Origin of the sequence: Polaribacter sp. IC073 (assembly GCF_007997075.1) — a bacterium.
GTDB lineage: Bacteria > Bacteroidota > Bacteroidia > Flavobacteriales > Flavobacteriaceae > Polaribacter.
This window is the reverse complement of record NZ_VORS01000004.1, coordinates 217,427-233,946: the sequence shown is the minus strand read 5'-3', so window position 1 is coordinate 233,946 and position 16,520 is coordinate 217,427. Positions and strand designations below refer to the sequence as shown.

The 16,520-nt window shown below is 31.5% G+C and carries 15 protein-coding genes; 10 read left to right on the top strand and 5 right to left on the bottom strand.

Translation table 11 applies throughout. From position 1 onward, the window contains the following. Positions 1 to 407: 407 nt before the first annotated feature. Both ES045_RS07985 and ES045_RS07980 read right to left on the bottom strand, forming a co-directional pair. Entirely contained in the window at positions 408 to 602 is a 195-nt protein-coding gene (locus ES045_RS07985) for a hypothetical protein (RefSeq protein WP_147115120.1), read from the bottom strand. Further along, positions 589 to 2,451: a DNA topoisomerase IV subunit B gene (locus ES045_RS07980; protein ID WP_147115117.1), complete on the bottom strand. Its 1,863-nt coding sequence runs from the start codon at positions 2,449 to 2,451 to the stop codon at positions 589 to 591. Before ES045_RS07980 ends, ES045_RS07985 begins: the two co-directional genes overlap by 14 nt. 425 nt (positions 2,452 to 2,876) lie before the next feature. Here ES045_RS07980 and lysA point away from each other — a divergent pair, with 425 nt between their 5' ends. The 8 genes from lysA to ES045_RS07945 all read left to right on the top strand — a co-directional run bounded on the left by lysA (position 2,877) and on the right by ES045_RS07945 (position 11,624). Next, positions 2,877 to 4,121: a diaminopimelate decarboxylase gene (gene lysA / locus ES045_RS07975; protein ID WP_147115114.1), complete on the top strand. Its 1,245-nt coding sequence runs from the start codon at positions 2,877 to 2,879 to the stop codon at positions 4,119 to 4,121. 83 nt (positions 4,122 to 4,204) lie between these two features. Further along, positions 4,205 to 4,717 carry a GNAT family N-acetyltransferase gene (locus tag ES045_RS07970; RefSeq protein ID WP_147115111.1) on the top strand — a complete coding sequence of 171 codons (513 nt, stop codon included), beginning with the start codon at positions 4,205 to 4,207 and terminating at the stop codon, positions 4,715 to 4,717. A gap of 83 nt (positions 4,718 to 4,800) precedes the next feature. After that, the gene (locus tag ES045_RS07965; RefSeq protein ID WP_147115108.1) at positions 4,801 to 6,924 is read left to right on the top strand and encodes a Tex family protein; all 2,124 of its coding nucleotides are present in this window, start codon (positions 4,801 to 4,803) and stop codon (positions 6,922 to 6,924) included. A 20-nt stretch (positions 6,925 to 6,944) separates the two neighbouring features. Further along, positions 6,945 to 7,091 (top strand): hypothetical protein, encoded by a 147-nt coding sequence (locus ES045_RS16365; protein ID WP_189663049.1) that lies wholly within the window; start codon positions 6,945 to 6,947, stop codon positions 7,089 to 7,091. Positions 7,092 to 7,289: 198 nt separating this feature from the next. After that, positions 7,290 to 7,658: a hypothetical protein gene (locus ES045_RS07960; RefSeq protein WP_147115103.1), complete on the top strand. Its 369-nt coding sequence runs from the start codon at positions 7,290 to 7,292 to the stop codon at positions 7,656 to 7,658. Then, a complete protein-coding gene (locus ES045_RS16840) occupies positions 7,658 to 7,960 on the top strand; it encodes a type II toxin-antitoxin system RelE/ParE family toxin (protein ID WP_147115100.1) in 303 nt (100 codons plus the stop codon). The genes ES045_RS07960 and ES045_RS16840 overlap by 1 nt, the downstream gene beginning before the upstream one ends. Before the next feature lie 45 nt (positions 7,961 to 8,005). Beyond that, a complete protein-coding gene (locus ES045_RS07950; RefSeq protein ID WP_147115095.1) occupies positions 8,006 to 10,339 on the top strand; it encodes a type IA DNA topoisomerase in 2,334 nt (777 codons plus the stop codon). Between the two features lie 358 nt (positions 10,340 to 10,697). Then, positions 10,698 to 11,624, top strand: coding sequence for a sterol desaturase family protein (locus ES045_RS07945; RefSeq protein ID WP_147115090.1), 927 nt, complete (start codon positions 10,698 to 10,700; stop codon positions 11,622 to 11,624). Between the two features lie 193 nt (positions 11,625 to 11,817). On the opposite strand, the gene ES045_RS07940 is transcribed toward ES045_RS07945, so the two are convergent. From ES045_RS07940 to ES045_RS07930, 3 genes are read right to left on the bottom strand one after another with little or no spacing between them, the layout of a single operon-like run. Then, a complete protein-coding gene (locus ES045_RS07940; RefSeq protein ID WP_100945031.1) occupies positions 11,818 to 12,039 on the bottom strand; it encodes a VF530 family DNA-binding protein in 222 nt (73 codons plus the stop codon). Beyond that, positions 12,039 to 12,704: an NAD(P)H-binding protein gene (locus ES045_RS07935; protein ID WP_147115085.1), complete on the bottom strand. Its 666-nt coding sequence runs from the start codon at positions 12,702 to 12,704 to the stop codon at positions 12,039 to 12,041. The genes ES045_RS07940 and ES045_RS07935 overlap by 1 nt, the downstream gene beginning before the upstream one ends. Then, entirely contained in the window at positions 12,704 to 14,332 is a 1,629-nt protein-coding gene (locus ES045_RS07930; protein ID WP_147115080.1) for an aminopeptidase P N-terminal domain-containing protein, read from the bottom strand. The genes ES045_RS07935 and ES045_RS07930 overlap by 1 nt, the downstream gene beginning before the upstream one ends. A gap of 132 nt (positions 14,333 to 14,464) precedes the next feature. Here ES045_RS07930 and gcvT point away from each other — a divergent pair, with 132 nt between their 5' ends. Beyond that, the gene (gcvT, locus tag ES045_RS07925; RefSeq protein WP_147115075.1) at positions 14,465 to 15,550 is read left to right on the top strand and encodes a glycine cleavage system aminomethyltransferase GcvT; all 1,086 of its coding nucleotides are present in this window, start codon (positions 14,465 to 14,467) and stop codon (positions 15,548 to 15,550) included. A 134-nt stretch (positions 15,551 to 15,684) separates the two neighbouring features. Continuing rightward, positions 15,685 to 16,407: a YqjF family protein gene (locus tag ES045_RS07920; RefSeq protein ID WP_147115072.1), complete on the top strand. Its 723-nt coding sequence runs from the start codon at positions 15,685 to 15,687 to the stop codon at positions 16,405 to 16,407. Positions 16,408 to 16,520 lie beyond the last annotated feature (113 nt).

Here is a 16,520-nt window from a genome sequence, read left to right as displayed (position 1 = left end):
TTGTATCTTTTTTTCGTTCCTCAAAAAAGGATGTCACTTCAATCCCTAACGCAAGCTTACTTAACAGCAATATTCTTTTTTATATCTAATTTTATGTTTTTCTACAGAATTATCTTTCTTTTCAGTCAATTTATCTCGATAAGAAAACACCAATCCTATATTTTTATCGTGATGATTCACTTTCTTTTTAATGTCTTCAATTTCTAATCGTAAACTTAAATCATCAGTTAAAAAAATTCACATTTTTATAAATATTCTAATCATCTTAATATTTACAGCAATTGCCCTATCACTTTTTAAAACACTTAATAACTTGGCAACTACTTATTATTCATAAAACATTAGAGCGCAGCACAATTCCATATTCACAGAATTAGAGGGCGCAAATTACGTCCTCCAATTTTATATTACGCTTTTGGCTCTTTATTTTTTATTTGGAATGAAACAATAAATAATGCCGCTGATAAAACTCCAAAAAAAGCTCCTGAATTATTTTTACTTCCTAAATTATTCCAATCTATTAAAGACAGGCAAAAAATGAATAACACTACAAATAACCCGGTAAAAATATTCTTAATTAATGTTTTATTAAACTTCTTCATCTTCTAGAGTATCTATCTCAACTTTTAAATTTTCAATAATAAATTTCTGTCTGTCGGGTGTATTTTTACCCATATAAAATTCTAACATTTGCTCAATAGACATTTCTTTGTCTAACATTACAGGATCTAACCTGATATCATCTCCTATAAAATGAACAAACTCATTTGGTGAAATCTCTCCCAAACCTTTAAATCGAGTTATTTCTGGTTTCCCTCTTAATTTACCTATTGCTTGTTGTTTTTCTTCTTGAGAATAACAATAAAATGTTTGTTTTTTGTTTCTAACTCTAAACAACGGCGTTTCTAAGATGTATAAATGTCCTTCTTTGATCAATTCAGGAAAAAATTGTAAGAAAAAAGTAATCAGTAACAAACGAATGTGCATTCCATCTACATCGGCATCTGTTGCAATTACAATATTGTTATACCGCAACTCTTCTAAACCATCTTCTATATTTAAAGCTGCTTGCAATAAATTAAATTCCTCATTTTCATACACGATTTTCTTACTCAATCCGTACGAATTTAAAGGCTTCCCTTTCAAACTAAAAACCGCTTGTGTATTTACGTTTCGCGACTTTGTAATAGAACCAGATGCAGAATCTCCCTCTGTAATAAACAACGTAGTTTCTAAATAGTTTTCTTTCTTAATATCGCCTAAGTGAATTCTACAATCGCGTAATTTTTTATTGTGTAAACTAGATTTCTTTGCTCTATCTTTTGCCAATTTTCGAATTCCAGAAAGCTCTTTACGTTCTTTTTCGGCTTGCATTATTTTTCGCTGAAGCTTGTCTGCTACTTCTGCATTTTTATGCAAATAATTATCTAGCTTGGTTTTTAGAAAATCATTAATATACGTTCTTACCGTTGGCAAGTTTCCTCCCATATCTGTAGAACCCAATTTTGTTTTAGTCTGACTTTCAAAAATTGGCTCCATTACTTTGATTGCAATCGCAGAAATAATGGATTTTCTAATATCTGAAGCCTCAAAATTCTTCCCGTAAAATTCTCGAATGGTTTTTACAATTGCTTCTCTAAATGCCGCTTGGTGCGTCCCCCCTTGTGTGGTATGTTGTCCGTTTACAAAAGAATGATATTCTTCTGAGTATTGCGTTTTACTGTGCGTTATGGCAACTTCAATATCCTCTCCTTTTAAGTGAATTATTGGATACAACATGTCTTCTTTGTTGTTGTTATCTTCCAATAAATCTTTCAGTCCGTTTTCCGAAAAGAACTTTTCACCGTTAAAAATGATGGTTAAACCTGGGTTCAAATACACATAATTCTTCAGCATTTTTGCTACATACTCATTTCTGTATTTGTATTTTTTAAAGATCTCTTCATCTGGTATAAACGAAACCTTCGTACCTTTTCTACGCGAAGTTTCTTCTAAAAACTCTTGATTCCCTAAATTTCCTTGGCTAAATTCTGCAGATGCAGATTTTCCATCACGCGAAGATTCAACTCTAAAAAAAGAGGAAAGCGCATTTACTGCTTTTGTACCAACGCCGTTTAAACCTACCGATTTTTTAAATGCTTTAGAGTCGTATTTACCACCAGTATTCATTTTAGAAACCACGTCTACTACTTTCCCTAAAGGAATTCCTCGTCCGTAATCTCTAACTGTAACCTTACTTCCATGAATAGAAATTTCGATGTTTTTTCCGGCTCCCATCACGTATTCGTCAATGGAATTGTCTAAAACTTCTTTTACAAGAATGTAAATTCCGTCATCTGCAGAAGAACCATCCCCTAATTTACCAATGTACATTCCCGGACGCATTCTTATATGCTCTTTCCAATCTAAAGACCTGATATTATCTTCTGTATATTTTGTTTCTTGACTCATGAAATGTCTTACTGTTGTTAGGTTTGAAGCCTTGCTAAAATAACATTAAACCAGCTAAAACAAAACATCTTAGTTAATTAGTTATCAACATGATTTCAACGGTTTTTTAATGGATTTTGATTTCATTTTGTTAAGGTTCTTTTAATTTAGAAACTTAATAAAAAAGTAAAATTTAGATCCTAATTTTATTAAAAACTATCACTTCTTAAGTTTTTTTTCTTTATTTAATTATGAACGTTTCAGGCTCACAAATTTAAAATGAATTTCACTCACTTGTTAGCTATTATTTGTAAAATTTGTATTTCTAATAAGGAACCTCGCCAGCATCTAAAAATCACAAAATAAAACAATATGTTATATTTTTAAACAATTCAACTTATATTAAACAATTTAATTACTTTTGACAGAAATAAATTAGAATCATCGTGGAAAGAGCACAACTTTTAGAAATAGCAAATAAATACGGAAGTCCTTTATATGTTTACGATACCGATAAAATCGAATCGCAATACAACAGGTTAACAAATGCTTTTAGCAGCGTTAAGAATTTAAAACTAAATTATGCTGTAAAAGCACTATCTAACATCAATATTTTAAAGTTTTTTAAAAATATTGGTGCAGGTTTAGATACCGTTTCTATTCAAGAAGTTCATTTAGGTTTAACAACAGGAATTGACCCAAAGAAAATAATTTTTACCCCAAATGGAGTTTCTTTAAAAGAGATTGAAGAAGTCGCAAAATTAGGCGTTCAAATTAATATAGATAATCTTTCTATTTTAGAATTATTCGGACAAAAACACCCAGAAATTCCTGTTTGTGTTCGTATCAATCCGCATATTATGGCGGGTGGAAATTCTAAAATATCGGTAGGCCATATCGATTCTAAATTCGGAATCTCTATTCACCAAGTTCCGCATATTAAACGTGTGGTGGAGAATACAGGAATGAATATTAATGGAATTCACATGCACACAGGTTCAGATATTTTAGATATCGATACTTTTTTACGTGCGACAGAAATCTTATTTGATGTTGCTAAACAATTTGAAAACATCGATTTTATTGACTTTGGAAGTGGATTTAAAGTACCGTATAAAGAAGGAGATATTTCTACAGATATCGAGCAACTAGGATTGCAATTATCAGAAAGATTCAATGAATTTTGTGTAGAATACGGAAAAGAAATTACGTTGATGTTCGAACCAGGAAAATTTTTAGTTTCTGAAGCAGGTGTTTTCTTAGCCAAAGTAAATGTTGTAAAACAAACAACTTCTACTGTTTTTGCACATGTAGATTCTGGTTTTAATCACTTCGTAAGACCAATGATGTATGATTCTTATCACCACATTACAAACATTTCTAATCCTGAAGGAAGAGACCGATACTACTCTGTGGTAGGTTATATTTGCGAAACAGACACTTTTGGTTCTAATAGAAGAATTGCAGAAATTTCTGAAGAAGATGTTTTATGTTTTCACAATGCCGGCGCATATTGTTTTTCTATGGCTTCAAATTACAACTCACGATTTTTGCCGCCAGAAATAATGATTTACAAAGGAAAAGATTACTTAATTAGAAAAGGACAAACGTTGAAAGATATTTTACACAATCAAGAAATTGTTGATTTTACTTCGCAAAAGAAAACTAAAAAAGACAAAGCTTCAGCATAGAAGCTTCTAAAAATAAATTATTTTAGCCACGAATTCATGAATTAAAAATGAATTCGTGGTTTTTTTTTAAACATTTATTTTATATGAGAATAAGACTTTCTAAAATTGAAGATATTTCGAATGTTATGGTAATTATTGAAGAGGCAAAACAATATTTAGCTTCTCAAAATATCAATCAATGGCAAAACGGATATCCGAATACAGAACAAGTAGAACAAGACATTTTAAAAGAGGAAAGTTACGTGGTTGTTAATGATGAAAATCAGATTATGGCAACTTCTATGTTTACGTCAAACCCAGAACCAACCTACAAAATTATTGATGGAAATTGGAGTATTGATGAAACTGAAGTCTACGGAGTTATTCATAGAATGGCAATTAAAAAGGAGTTTCGAAAATTTGGTTTGGCTACTTTTATGTTTCATGAATTTCATTTACAATTACTAGAAAAAAATATTAAAAGTTTAAAGATTGATACGCACGAAGAGAATACAGGGATGCAATCTTTATTAAGAAAATTAGGCTACAAGTATTGCGGAATTATTTATACCAATTACAACGCTAAGAGATTCGCTTTCGAAAAAGTAGTTGTTTAAAAAATCAATTTAAAAACTATATTTACAACCTCATAAATTTACTTTTATGAGGATTTTTTATTCCTTTAAACGCTATCGAACAAATGCAAATACTTCAATATATAATTCAACAAACTCAGCTATCTTCTAAATCTGTAGCAAATACTATTTCATTGTTAAATGAAGATGCTACCATTCCGTTTATATCGAGATATAGAAAAGAAATGACCGGTAATTTAGATGAGGTTCAAGTTGGAGAGATTGTAAAATTTAAAGAAGTTTTTGAAGTTTTAGAAAAGCGTAAAAAAACTATTTTAAAAGCTTTAGAAGAACAACATGTTTTAACAGATGACTTAGCACAAAAAGTAACAACTGCTAGCCATTTAATTACTTTAGAAGATTTGTATTTACCTTTTAAGAAAAAGCGTAAAACCAAAGCAGAAACTGCCCGTTTACAAGGTTTAGAACCATTGGCAAAAATGATGATGAGTCAGCGTGTAAACGACTTAGAACATACGGCTTCAAAATATACATCCAACGAAGTTACAACAATTGAAGATGCGCTGGAAGGTGCTCGTTTTATAATTGCAGAATGGATAAATGAGCGTACCGACATTCGTGGTAATATTAGACGTGAACTAGAAAGACATGCTACCATTTCATCAAAAGTTATAAAGAGTAAAATTGAGGATGAGAAAGCACAGAAATTTAAAGATTATTTCGACTGGAGTGAGTCTTTAAGTCGAATTCCTTCTCATCGTTTTTTAGCAATATTAAGAGCAGAAAGCGAAGGTTTTATTCGTGTTAAAATAGCAATTGATGCAGAAAGAGCGCTTCAAAAAATGGAAGAGCGTATTATTCGTTCTCAAAATGAGTGTGCTCCTCACATAGAACTCGCCATTAAAGATGCTTTTAAACGTTTATTGTTTCCTTCTTTGTCAAATGAAAGGTTGTTAATTGCGAAAGAAAAAGCAGATGAAGATGCGATAACGGTATTCTCTAAAAACCTAAAACAATTGCTTCTAGGCGCTCCTTTGGGTGAAAAAAGAATTCTAGCAGTAGATCCTGGCTTTAGATCTGGTTGCAAAATTGTCTGTTTAAATGAACAAGGAGACTTAGAACACAATGACACTATTTTTCCACATGCGCCACAGAATCAATCTACAGAAGCGATTCAAAAAATTAGCTTTTTAGTTGATGCACATAAAATTGAAGCGATTGCTATTGGTAACGGAACTGCTTCTCGAGAAACCGAACAACTAATTAAAAAAATCGAATTTAAAAATCCTGTTGCTATTTTTGTGGTGAGTGAAGCTGGCGCGTCTATTTATTCAGCGTCAAAAATTGCAAGAGAAGAATTCCCAAATTACGATGTTACGGTTCGTGGTGCTGTTTCTATTGGACGAAGATTGCAAGATCCTTTGGCTGAATTGGTAAAAATTGATGCAAAATCCATTGGTGTTGGGCAATACCAGCATGACGTAGATCAAACGAAGTTGAAAAAATCTTTAGACACCACTGTAGAAAGTTGTGTAAATACCATTGGCGTTAACATAAATACGGCAAGCGAATCTTTGTTGAGTTATGTTTCTGGAATCGGACCAAAATTAGCAGAAAATATTGTAAACTACAGAAATGAGAATGGTTCTTTTACTTCTAGAATTGCTATTAAAAAAGTACCGCGTTTAGGTGGAAAAGCGTACGAACAAGCTGCTGGCTTCTTAAGAATTAAAAATGGAAAAAATCCGTTAGACGATTCTGCCGTGCATCCAGAAAGTTATAGTTTGGTTGATAAAATAGCCCAGGATTTAAAGAAAAACATTTCTGAATTCATTGGAAATAAAGAGGTGCTTCAAAAAATAAATTTACAAAAATATACATCTTCAACAATTGGTTTGCCTACGTTGCAAGATATTATAAGTGAATTAGAAAAACCAGGTGTAGATCCAAGAGCAAAGGCTAAAGTATTTTCTTTTGATGCAACGATTACAACAATTTCAGATTTAAGAATCGGACAAATATTACCAGGAATTGTAAATAATATTACCAATTTTGGTTGTTTTGTAGATATTGGTATCAAAGAAAGTGGTTTAATTCACGTTTCTAATTTATCAGATACGTTTGTAAAAGATGTAAACGCCATTGTTATTTTACAACAACAAATTAGTGTAAAGGTTTTAGAGGTTGATGTTGTGAGAAAACGAATTCAATTGGCTTTAGTAAAATAATAATTTTTTATATTTATAAAATGAGCAATAAAATAGAAAAAACAGATTTATGGGATGACTTAAGTGATTCTCAAAAGAATGAAATACAACAAGAAATTATTGAGTCTAATAAAAAGAAAAAAGTCTCTTGGGAAGATGTAAAAAAAGAACTCTCAAAATTGAAATAAAATGCAGTCCTTCATGTTTTAGAAACAAAAAGAGGTCTTTTTTTTTTTAATATTTTATTTTTAAAGATGTAAATGCATTGTTAACCTTCAGTAACAAATTATTGTAAAAGTGCTAGATGTTAATGTTATTAACAAGCAAATTCAATTGACTTTGATGAAGTAAAATAATAATTTCTTATCTTTATAAAAAGAAAAAAAATGGATATTCAAACAACAAAAATAGTATTGATAAAAGAAATTTTGGATATTGAAAATCCGGAAACTCTTTTAAAAATAAGAAATATACTTGATGAATCTAATTTTGATTTAGATGTTGTTAATGAAAATAATATAGAGTATGTCAATCTAAATCCTTCTCTACAAAAAAGAAAACTAGCATTTATTACTGATTTCATCAATTTAGAGAATGAAGAAACAATATCTAAACTTGAAAAATTACTTTGGCAACACAATGATTTTTGGAACGAATTAAGTCTTTCTGAAAAAGAAGAAATTCAACAAGGAATTAAAGAATTAAATGAAGGTAAAAGAGTTTCTTATGAATCTGTTTTAGATGAAGTCTCTTAATGCAGGTTTTTTATTCTGAATTAGCAAGGCTTAAATATATTAAAGTAATTAATCATCTAATTGAAAACTGGAGTTTACAAACTAAAAATAATTTCATTAAAAAGTTCGACCTAAAAATTCAGCAAATAAAACTCCACCCTAATAGTTGCTTAGAATCACTTGAATATAAAGGTCTTTACAAGTGTCTAGTTACCAAACAAACTACTTTTTATTACAGAGTTCTTAAAAATCAACAAGAAATAGAAATCATTACTGTTTTTGATACCAGACAAAATCCTAATAAGTTAAATAAAGATTTGTAAAACTTTTCATATATTTCCTTACTTTCGACCTCACAAAAAGAACCAATGAAAGTCTGTATTGCCGAAAAACCATCTGTAGCAAGAGAAATAGCTAGTATTCTAGGAGCCAACACAAAACGTGATGGTTACTACGAAGGAAACGGTTATGCGGTAACATATACTTTCGGACATTTGTGCACACTTTTAGAACCTAAAGATTACAAACCGCATTGGAAAAGTTGGGATTTGAATAATTTGCCAATGCTTCCAGAACGTTTTGATACCAAAGTAACAGGCGATGCAGGAATTAGAAAGCAATTTAATATTGTAAAATCTTTGTTCGACAAAGCAACTGTTGTTATCAATTGTGGGGATGCTGGTACAGAAGGAGAATTGATTCAGCGTTGGGTAATTAATCAGGCTGGTTATAAAGGAGAAGTTCAGCGTTTATGGATTTCTTCTTTAACAGAAGAAGCAATTAAAGAAGGTTTTAAAAATTTAAAACCTGCAGAAAAATATGACAACCTCTATTATGCAGGATTTTCTAGAGCCATTGGAGATTGGCTTTTAGGGTTGAACGCAACCCGTTTATACACCGTTAAATTTGGTGGTTATAAGCAAGTTTTATCAGTTGGTAGGGTGCAAACTCCTACCCTAGCGATGTTGGTAAATCGTTTTGTGGAAATTGAGAACTTTAAACCACAACCGTATTGGGAATTACAAACTACATATAGAAATACCCTTTTTAATTATGAAGACGGGCGCTTTTTAAAGCAAGAAGACGGACAAGTTTTAGCTAATAAAGTTAAAGAATCTGATTTCGAAATTGTTTCTGTCACCAAAAAGAAAGGAAAAGAGTACGCTCCTAAATTGTTCGATTTAACCGGTTTACAAGTATACTCTAATAATAAATTCGGTTTTTCTGCAGATGAAACATTAAAAATGGTTCAGAAGTTATACGAGATGAAAGTTGTTACCTACCCAAGAGTAGATACTACTTTCTTACCAAATGATGTGTATCCTAAAATTGCAGGAATTTTATCGAAATTAACAAACTATAGCGAATTAACACAACCTCTTTTAGCAAGTAAAATAAAAAAATCTAAACGTGTTTTTGATGATAAAAAAGTAACAGATCACCACGCGATTATTCCTACCGGAATTCAAGGGAATTTACAATACAATCAACAACAGGTGTACGATATTATTACACGTAGATTTATTGGTGTTTTTTATCCAGATTCAGATGTTTCTAATACCTCTGTAATTGGTAAGGCTGCAGATGTTCCTTTTAAAACAACCGGAAAAGAAATTTTAACCAAAGGTTGGCGTGTTGCTTTTGAAACAGAAGAAAGCAAAATTAAGAAAGATTTAAACGAGCAAGTTACCTTGCCTTCTTTTGTAAAAGGCGAAAAAGGAACACATGAACCTTCGTTTTTAGAAAAGGAGACCAAACCACCAAGAAATTTTACAGAAGCAAGTTTATTACGCGCCATGGAAACTGCAGGTAAGCAAGTAGATGATGATGATTTGCGTGAATTGATGAAAGAAAACGGAATTGGAAGACCCTCTACAAGAGCAAGTATTATTGAAACCTTATTCCGAAGAAAATATATTGAGCGAAAAAAGAAATTGGTGTTACCAACACAAACAGGAATTGATTTAATTAACATTATTGACAACGAATTATTAAAGTCTGCTGAGTTAACCGGACGTTGGGAAAAACGTTTAAAAGAAATTGAACGCGGAGAATTTAATGCTGGAACCTTCATTAATAATATGAAGAAAATGGTAGATGAATTGGTGTATGAAGTCCGTTCTAACACTTCTAAAAAAAGAATTTCTTCGAATGCTACTGTCACTGAGAATGAAACAGAGCAATCTGTAGCTTCAAAAGCGAAAACCAAATCAAAAGTAAAAAAAGAAGTTCTTGGAAAAATCTGTCCGAAATGTAAAAAAGGAAACCTTTTAAAAGGTGCTGCTGCTTTTGGATGCTCTGAATATAAAAACAATTGTGATTTAAAAATTCCATTTGAAATCTACGGAAAGAAGGTTTCAGAAAATCAATTGATACGATTGATTGACAAAGGATGTACCACAAATTTAAAAGGTTTTAAAACGGATGCTGGTTCAGTTGAGGGATTAATTCGTTTTGATGAAAATTTCAAACTAAAACTTGAAGCTAAAAAAACGGCAGCTGCGATTTCTCCAGAAAAAGCTACTGACAAAATCTCTTGTCCGAAATGTAAACAAGGAACTGTTTTAAAGGGAAAATCAGCTTATGGTTGTTCTGCTTATAAAACGGGTTGCGATTTTGTTTTTACGTTTGATGCTATTAAAAAAATGGCCAACGGAAGACCTTTAACAAAAGAGTTGGTGCTTCAAATAATTGCTAATTAATTTTTTAACAGATTACTAAACACCCTTTTGGTTTTAGAAAATTAATTACAACAAAGCAAAGCGGTAGAAAAAACTTATTTCAAAGTGATTAGACCTCGCAGGTTTTAAAAACCTGTGAGGTATAATCATTTATTAAAAAAAAGCTAGCAAACAATTTTGGCCCTGGTTGAACTTTTTTATCCTTTTAAAAAAAAGAGTCTATTTTTATAAATTGATGCTCTATATGCTTGCAGAAATGATAAATAAAAAGTTGCTTTTTAAAATAACAACTCTTAAAAAAAATTGAAACTATCTCTTAAACCTTGCCTGAGCGAGTATTATTACCTTAGTTTTATAGCATAATAAACCCAATTATTTTATGGATTTTACAAACCCTCTAGTATACGGTGTTCCTTGTTTTTTAGGTCTTATTTTACTTGAACTAACCTACAGCAAACACCATAAAAAAGAGAAGAAAAAAAACCTTTACAAGTGGAAAGATTTAGCTGCTAGCCTTACCATGGGAATTGGTTCTGCTATTTTAGCTCCTTTAACAAAAACAATTGCCGCTATTGTACTTTTTAATTTTGTGTATGAAATTTTTAATCCAATTTTAGACGGAGTTCGCACAAATATAATGGGGTACGAATCTTTTGGGTACGCTTGGTATATCTGGATTTTATGTCAATTATTAGACGATTTTAGCTACTATTGGTTTCACAGACAAAACCATAATGTTCGTTTTCTTTGGGCAGCGCATATTGTACACCATTCGTCAGACAACTTCAATTTAGGTACTGCGGTAAGAAATGGTTGGTTTACTATTCTGTACAAACCCTTTTTCTATATGTGGATTGTTGCCATCGGTTTTCCGCCAGAAATGCTCGTTGTATGTTTAGGTATCGAAGCTTTATGGCAATTTCAATTGCATACTGTTTACGTACCAAAATTAGGATTCTTTGAAAAAATACTGAACACACATACAATGCATCAAGTACATCATGCCCAGAACGCAGAGTATATGGACAAAAATCATGGTGGTTTTTTAAATATCTTTGATCGTATTTTCGGTACTTGGAAAGAACTAGACGAAACGATTGCCATAAAATATGGTGTAACCCACGCGCCCGATTCCTATAATCCCATTACAATTTTAACGCATGAATATAAAGATATATGGCGTGATATGAAAAAATCTAAAAACTGGTATCATAAATTTAAGTATGCATTTGCGGCTCCGGGTTGGAGCCATGACGGAAACACACTTACCATTAAACAGCAGCGAAAAATTATGAGTGATACTTAATAAGTCATAAAAAAATCTGTCCGTTTTAATAAACTGACAGATTTTTAAATTTATTGTTATGAAGTTCCTTTTTAGTGAAAGTAAAAGCTAGCAAACAAGTTTAGCCCTGATTGAACGGTTTGTTTGAGCTCTTTTTTATTCCTTTTTAGGATAAAAAAAGCAAGTAGTGAAAGCAGGAAATAGCTTCTAAAAATTATTTTAACATTGTTTTTTCATACAATCTTTCTACTTTTTCTCTTGCCCAAGGTGTGGTTCTTAAAAATTTTAAACTCGATTTATATGTAGGATTGTTTTTAAAAGCATTAATATTTAAAAGGTCTCCTAATTCTTCCCAACCATATTCTTTAAAAAGCTGCTCTAAAATGGTAGCTAATTTTATTCCATGCATTGGATTATTGGGTTGTTCTGTGTTCATTATTCTTTAGTATTTACTATTGTTAAAATTTTATCTGAACTGATTATTGTTTCAACATCATGTTCATTTGCAAGTATTTGCATACAACTTGCTATTTTTTCTGGATGAATCATTCTGTACTTTTTTAAACCTCCTATTAATAAAGGGTTTAAAATTTTTAGAATTGCTTGTCCTATTTTTTCGCCGAATCTAAATTCTTTTCTATCGCCACCAATTAAAGAAGGTCTTACTATAAAAGTATGTGCTATTTTTTGCTGCAAAATAGCTTGTTCCATTTCGCCTTTTGTTTTGTTGTAAAACACAGAACTTTTGGCATCTGCTCCCATAGAAGACATGACTACAAAAGTATGGATATTATTTTGTTTGGCAAGTTTTGCAGCAGTTGCAGGAATGCCATAATCTATCGATTTGTATAATTCTTTGTCTTTTGTTTTTGAAGCTGTGGTGCCAATGCAACAAAAAACGTGGTCTGCGGTAAAGTCCTTTTTAGAATCTTCTAATTTTAGTAAATCTATTAAATGTTCTTCAATTTTATCTGAAGTTATCGTTACAGCACTTCTAGAAAAAAGTTTTATTTTTTGATATGAGGTGTCTGCTATTAACTTTTCTAGAAGAAGACCACCAGTTAAACCTGTAGCTCCTAAAATTATGGCTGTTTTACTCATTATTTATCTAAATTTGGTAATACAAAATCATCTAAAACAGATTTTTTTGCCATCATTTTTTCGATCTCTTTAACTGTTCTTGGTGCTTCGGATGATAAGTTTACAGGACCGTTTTTAGTTACTAAAATATCATCTTCTATTCTAATTCCGATTCCCCACCATTTTTTATCACACGTACTTCCTTCTGGAATATAAATTCCTGGTTCCATTGTAACCACCATATTTTCTTCAAAATTATCGTAATTTCCTGGATCATGCACATCTAAACCAATATGATGCGAAGTGCCATGAGGATAATAAGGATGCTTCTCATCTACAGATTTTATAATACCTAATTTAAATAAGCCTTCATCTACAATTTTCTTCGAAAGTACATTTGGTTTCGCCATGCTTTCTCCAATAATATAAGCAGCAATACCTGCTTCTTGGGCATTGTACACAATTTCATAAATGGCTTTTTGCTCTTTAGAAAATTTACCATTTGCAGGAATTGTTCGAGTTACATCTGCTGTGTACCCTCTATATTCTGCACCCAAATCCATTAAAACCAATTCATTATCTAACTTCGTTTTACTGTTTTCTATATAATGTAAGATACAACCATTGTTTCCTGCGCCAACTATAGACGGATAACCTTCATAGGCTGCCCCATATTTTTTATACACAAATTCATGAATTCCTTGCAATTCCATTTCAGACATGTGCGGTTTCATGGCTTTCATAACTTCGACTTGCCCAATGGCAGAAATACGAATAGCTTTGGTTAATAATTTTAATTCCTCTGTTGTCTTTACTTCTCTTAAGGTTGCCAAGTTTGCTGATAAAAAAGTAATATCAATATTTGTTTTAGCGTCTAGTTTTAAGGCTATTTTCTGTTGCAATTCTTTTTTTAAACTGTCATCTGTAGCCTCTTTAAATTTCATTAAATCTTCATCACTTTTTAGTGAAGGATCATATGCCAAAGCTCTACCAATTATTTGCGCAACATTGGCACTATTTTCTATGGATGTTGTTTTTATCAACTCGTAGATTTGTTTTTTCATGGGTGATAAAAAGTTCTTCGGATTGTATGCTGCTTTTTCTTTAAAAGCAACCACCAAATCGTAAACTTCTGCCTTATCTCTAGCTGAATTTCTATAATCGTCATGGAATTCCTCAATAAAAATTCGATCAAAATTTTTAAAATTAATGTTTGAATTTACAAACTCATCAGCATTTAATGCCACTTTAAAGCCCAATTCATTTTTTGCTCCTTCAACGCCTAAACGTTTCCCATTCCATTGTTCGGCTCTTTTATCTCGTTTTTGAACGTATAGAATTTCATTATAAGAAACACCCTTTTCATTAGTTTGCTCATCAGAAAACAACACTAAAACTCCGTTTGGCTCTCTATACCCTGTTAAATAATAAAAATTCGGATCTTGATGAAACACATAATCTACATCATTTGCTCTATTTCTCACCGGATTTGCAAACACGACCGCAACAGAATTTGTTGGCATTTTTACACGCAAAGCATCTCTTCTATTCTTATGAAAGTCTTTTGATAAGAAATCGGTTGGTGTTTGTGAAAATCCGCTAAAAGAAGTTACGAATAAAGCAATCAAAAGAAATTTAAAATTATTCATTACAATGGGTTTAGTTGTTGGTTTCTCAAATGTAGCATTAATTCTTTTTAAGTTAAAAAGATTAACAAAATATTAGTGGTTGATAATTGCGAATTTTTCAATAAATTAGCCTAAATTTTAAGAAATCTATCAATGAAAAATATTGCATTACATTCAATTCACGAAAAATTAGGCGCAAAAATGGTTCCTTTTGCTGGTTACAATATGCCTGTACAATATGAAGGCGTTACTGCAGAGCATTTAACAGTTAGAGAAGCTGTTGGTGTTTTCGATGTTAGCCACATGGGTGAATTTTTAGTTAGCGGAGAAAAGGCGTTGGCTTTGATACAAAAAGTGACTTCTAATGACGCTTCTAAACTAGAAATTGGTGATGCACAATACAGCTGTTTTCCGAATAAAGAAAACGGAATTGTAGATGATTTAATCATTTACAAGCTTAAAGAAAACGAATATTTATTGGTGGTAAATGCTTCTAATATTGAAAAAGATTGGAACTGGATTTCTTCTTTTAATGAAGAATTTAAAGCCGATTTAAAAGATTTATCTGAAGACTATTCTTTGTTAGCAATTCAAGGGCCTAAAACCATGGAAGCAATGCAGCCGTTATCTTCTCTGGACTTGGAAGCAATCCCTTTTTACAAATTTAAAATTGGTGATTTTGCTGGTGTAGAGAATATAATTATTTCTGCGACTGGTTATACGGGGTCTGGCGGATTCGAGATTTACTGTAAAAATTCTGAAGTTGAACAAATATGGAAGAAGGTTTTTGAGGCAGGTGCAGCTTACGGGATTAAGCCTATTGGTTTAGCTGCAAGAGACACCTTGCGTTTAGAAATGGGATTTTGCTTGTATGGGAATGACATTGACGATACAACGTCTCCAATTGAAGCTGGTTTAGGTTGGATTACCAAATTCACCAAAGACTTTGTAAATGCAGAAGCTTTAGCAAAACAAAAAGAACACAAACCAGAAAGAAAATTGGTTGCCTTTGAGTTGGATGAAAGAGGAATACCAAGACAAGGGTATGATATTGTAGACGGAAATGGAAATGTTATAGGAAATGTAACTTCTGGTACCATGAGTCCTTGTTTACAAAAAGGAATTGGAATGGGGTATGTACCAAGAATTATGTCTAAAGCTGGCACACAAATTCATATTCAGGTTCGTAAAAAAGCGATTCCTGCAACCATCGTTAAATTACCTTTTTACAAAGGATAAATTTTTAGCAAAACAATTAAGTTATAAAACAGCAAATCTCGAAACTTCGAGGGTGCTGTTTTTTTTATGCCTTAAAAAGCGTATTTTTACTAGATACTACAATATCTACCCATCGTAAATTAAAACAAATAAAAATGAGTTTTTTAAAGGCAGAATGGCGAAAATTGGCTTTTGCTAATTATGAAGTAGCCCCAAGTGTTCTCGAAAAATATATTCCGCCAGGAACAGAACTAGATTTATGGGAAGGAAAATGTTTTGTTAGTTTAATAGGTTTCATTTTTCTAGACACTAAAATATTAGGAATAAAAGTACCATTTCACGGTACTGTCGAAGAAGTAAATTTAAGGTTTTATGTAAGAAGGTTTGAAAATAATACTTGGAAACGTGGTGCTGTTTTTATTAAAGAAATTGTTTCTAAACCAGTATTAACATTTGTTGCAAACACCATTTATAAAGAGCATTATGAAACAATGCCCATGAAGTATAAATGGGAAGAAAATAATACAAATAGAAGCGTTGCATATTATTGGAGAAAAAATAAAATTTGGCAATCTTTTAAAATTACTGCTGCTCTAGAAAAGACAATTATTGAAAAAAATAGTGAAACTGAATTTATAACTGAACATTATTGGGGCTATGCAAAAGTAAATGATAGCGTTACCAATGAGTACCAAGTTACACACCCAAGGTGGAAACAATATAAAGTTGAAAGTTTTGAAATTAATGTAGACTTCGAACTAATATATGGAAGAGACTTTGAATTCTTAAACCATATAAAACCATTGTCTATCATGCTTATTGAAGGCTCTAAAATAACTATTGAAGGCAAAAAAACAATAAAAATTAAAGCTATATAACATCAAAAATAAATATAAAGGTTTGGTAGATTTTATTTAAGTAAGTAAAAATAGAGCTCATAAAAATGGCAAATAGTGACGCTTGGAGAATGCTATTTTTAATTTAAAAAAGG

Excerpts from the sequence above, each read along its gene's own strand:
- ES045_RS07985 (WP_147115120.1), bottom strand. The coding sequence starts at position 602 with ATGAAGAAGTTTAATAAAACATTAATTAAGAATATTTTTACCGGGTTA.
- ES045_RS07980 (WP_147115117.1), bottom strand. The coding sequence starts at position 2,451 with ATGAGTCAAGAAACAAAATATACAGAAGATAATATCAGGTCTTTAGAT.
- ES045_RS07970 (WP_147115111.1), top strand. The coding sequence starts at position 4,205 with ATGAGAATAAGACTTTCTAAAATTGAAGATATTTCGAATGTTATGGTA.
- ES045_RS07965 (WP_147115108.1), top strand. The coding sequence starts at position 4,801 with ATGCAAATACTTCAATATATAATTCAACAAACTCAGCTATCTTCTAAA.
- ES045_RS16365 (WP_189663049.1), top strand. The coding sequence starts at position 6,945 with ATGAGCAATAAAATAGAAAAAACAGATTTATGGGATGACTTAAGTGAT.
- ES045_RS07960 (WP_147115103.1), top strand. The coding sequence starts at position 7,290 with ATGGATATTCAAACAACAAAAATAGTATTGATAAAAGAAATTTTGGAT.
- ES045_RS16840 (WP_147115100.1), top strand. The coding sequence starts at position 7,658 with ATGCAGGTTTTTTATTCTGAATTAGCAAGGCTTAAATATATTAAAGTA.
- ES045_RS07950 (WP_147115095.1), top strand. The coding sequence starts at position 8,006 with ATGAAAGTCTGTATTGCCGAAAAACCATCTGTAGCAAGAGAAATAGCT.
- ES045_RS07945 (WP_147115090.1), top strand. The coding sequence starts at position 10,698 with ATGGATTTTACAAACCCTCTAGTATACGGTGTTCCTTGTTTTTTAGGT.
- ES045_RS07940 (WP_100945031.1), bottom strand. The coding sequence starts at position 12,039 with ATGAACACAGAACAACCCAATAATCCAATGCATGGAATAAAATTAGCT.
- ES045_RS07935 (WP_147115085.1), bottom strand. The coding sequence starts at position 12,704 with ATGAGTAAAACAGCCATAATTTTAGGAGCTACAGGTTTAACTGGTGGT.
- ES045_RS07930 (WP_147115080.1), bottom strand. The coding sequence starts at position 14,332 with ATGAATAATTTTAAATTTCTTTTGATTGCTTTATTCGTAACTTCTTTT.
- gcvT (WP_147115075.1), top strand. The coding sequence starts at position 14,465 with ATGAAAAATATTGCATTACATTCAATTCACGAAAAATTAGGCGCAAAA.
- ES045_RS07920 (WP_147115072.1), top strand. The coding sequence starts at position 15,685 with ATGAGTTTTTTAAAGGCAGAATGGCGAAAATTGGCTTTTGCTAATTAT.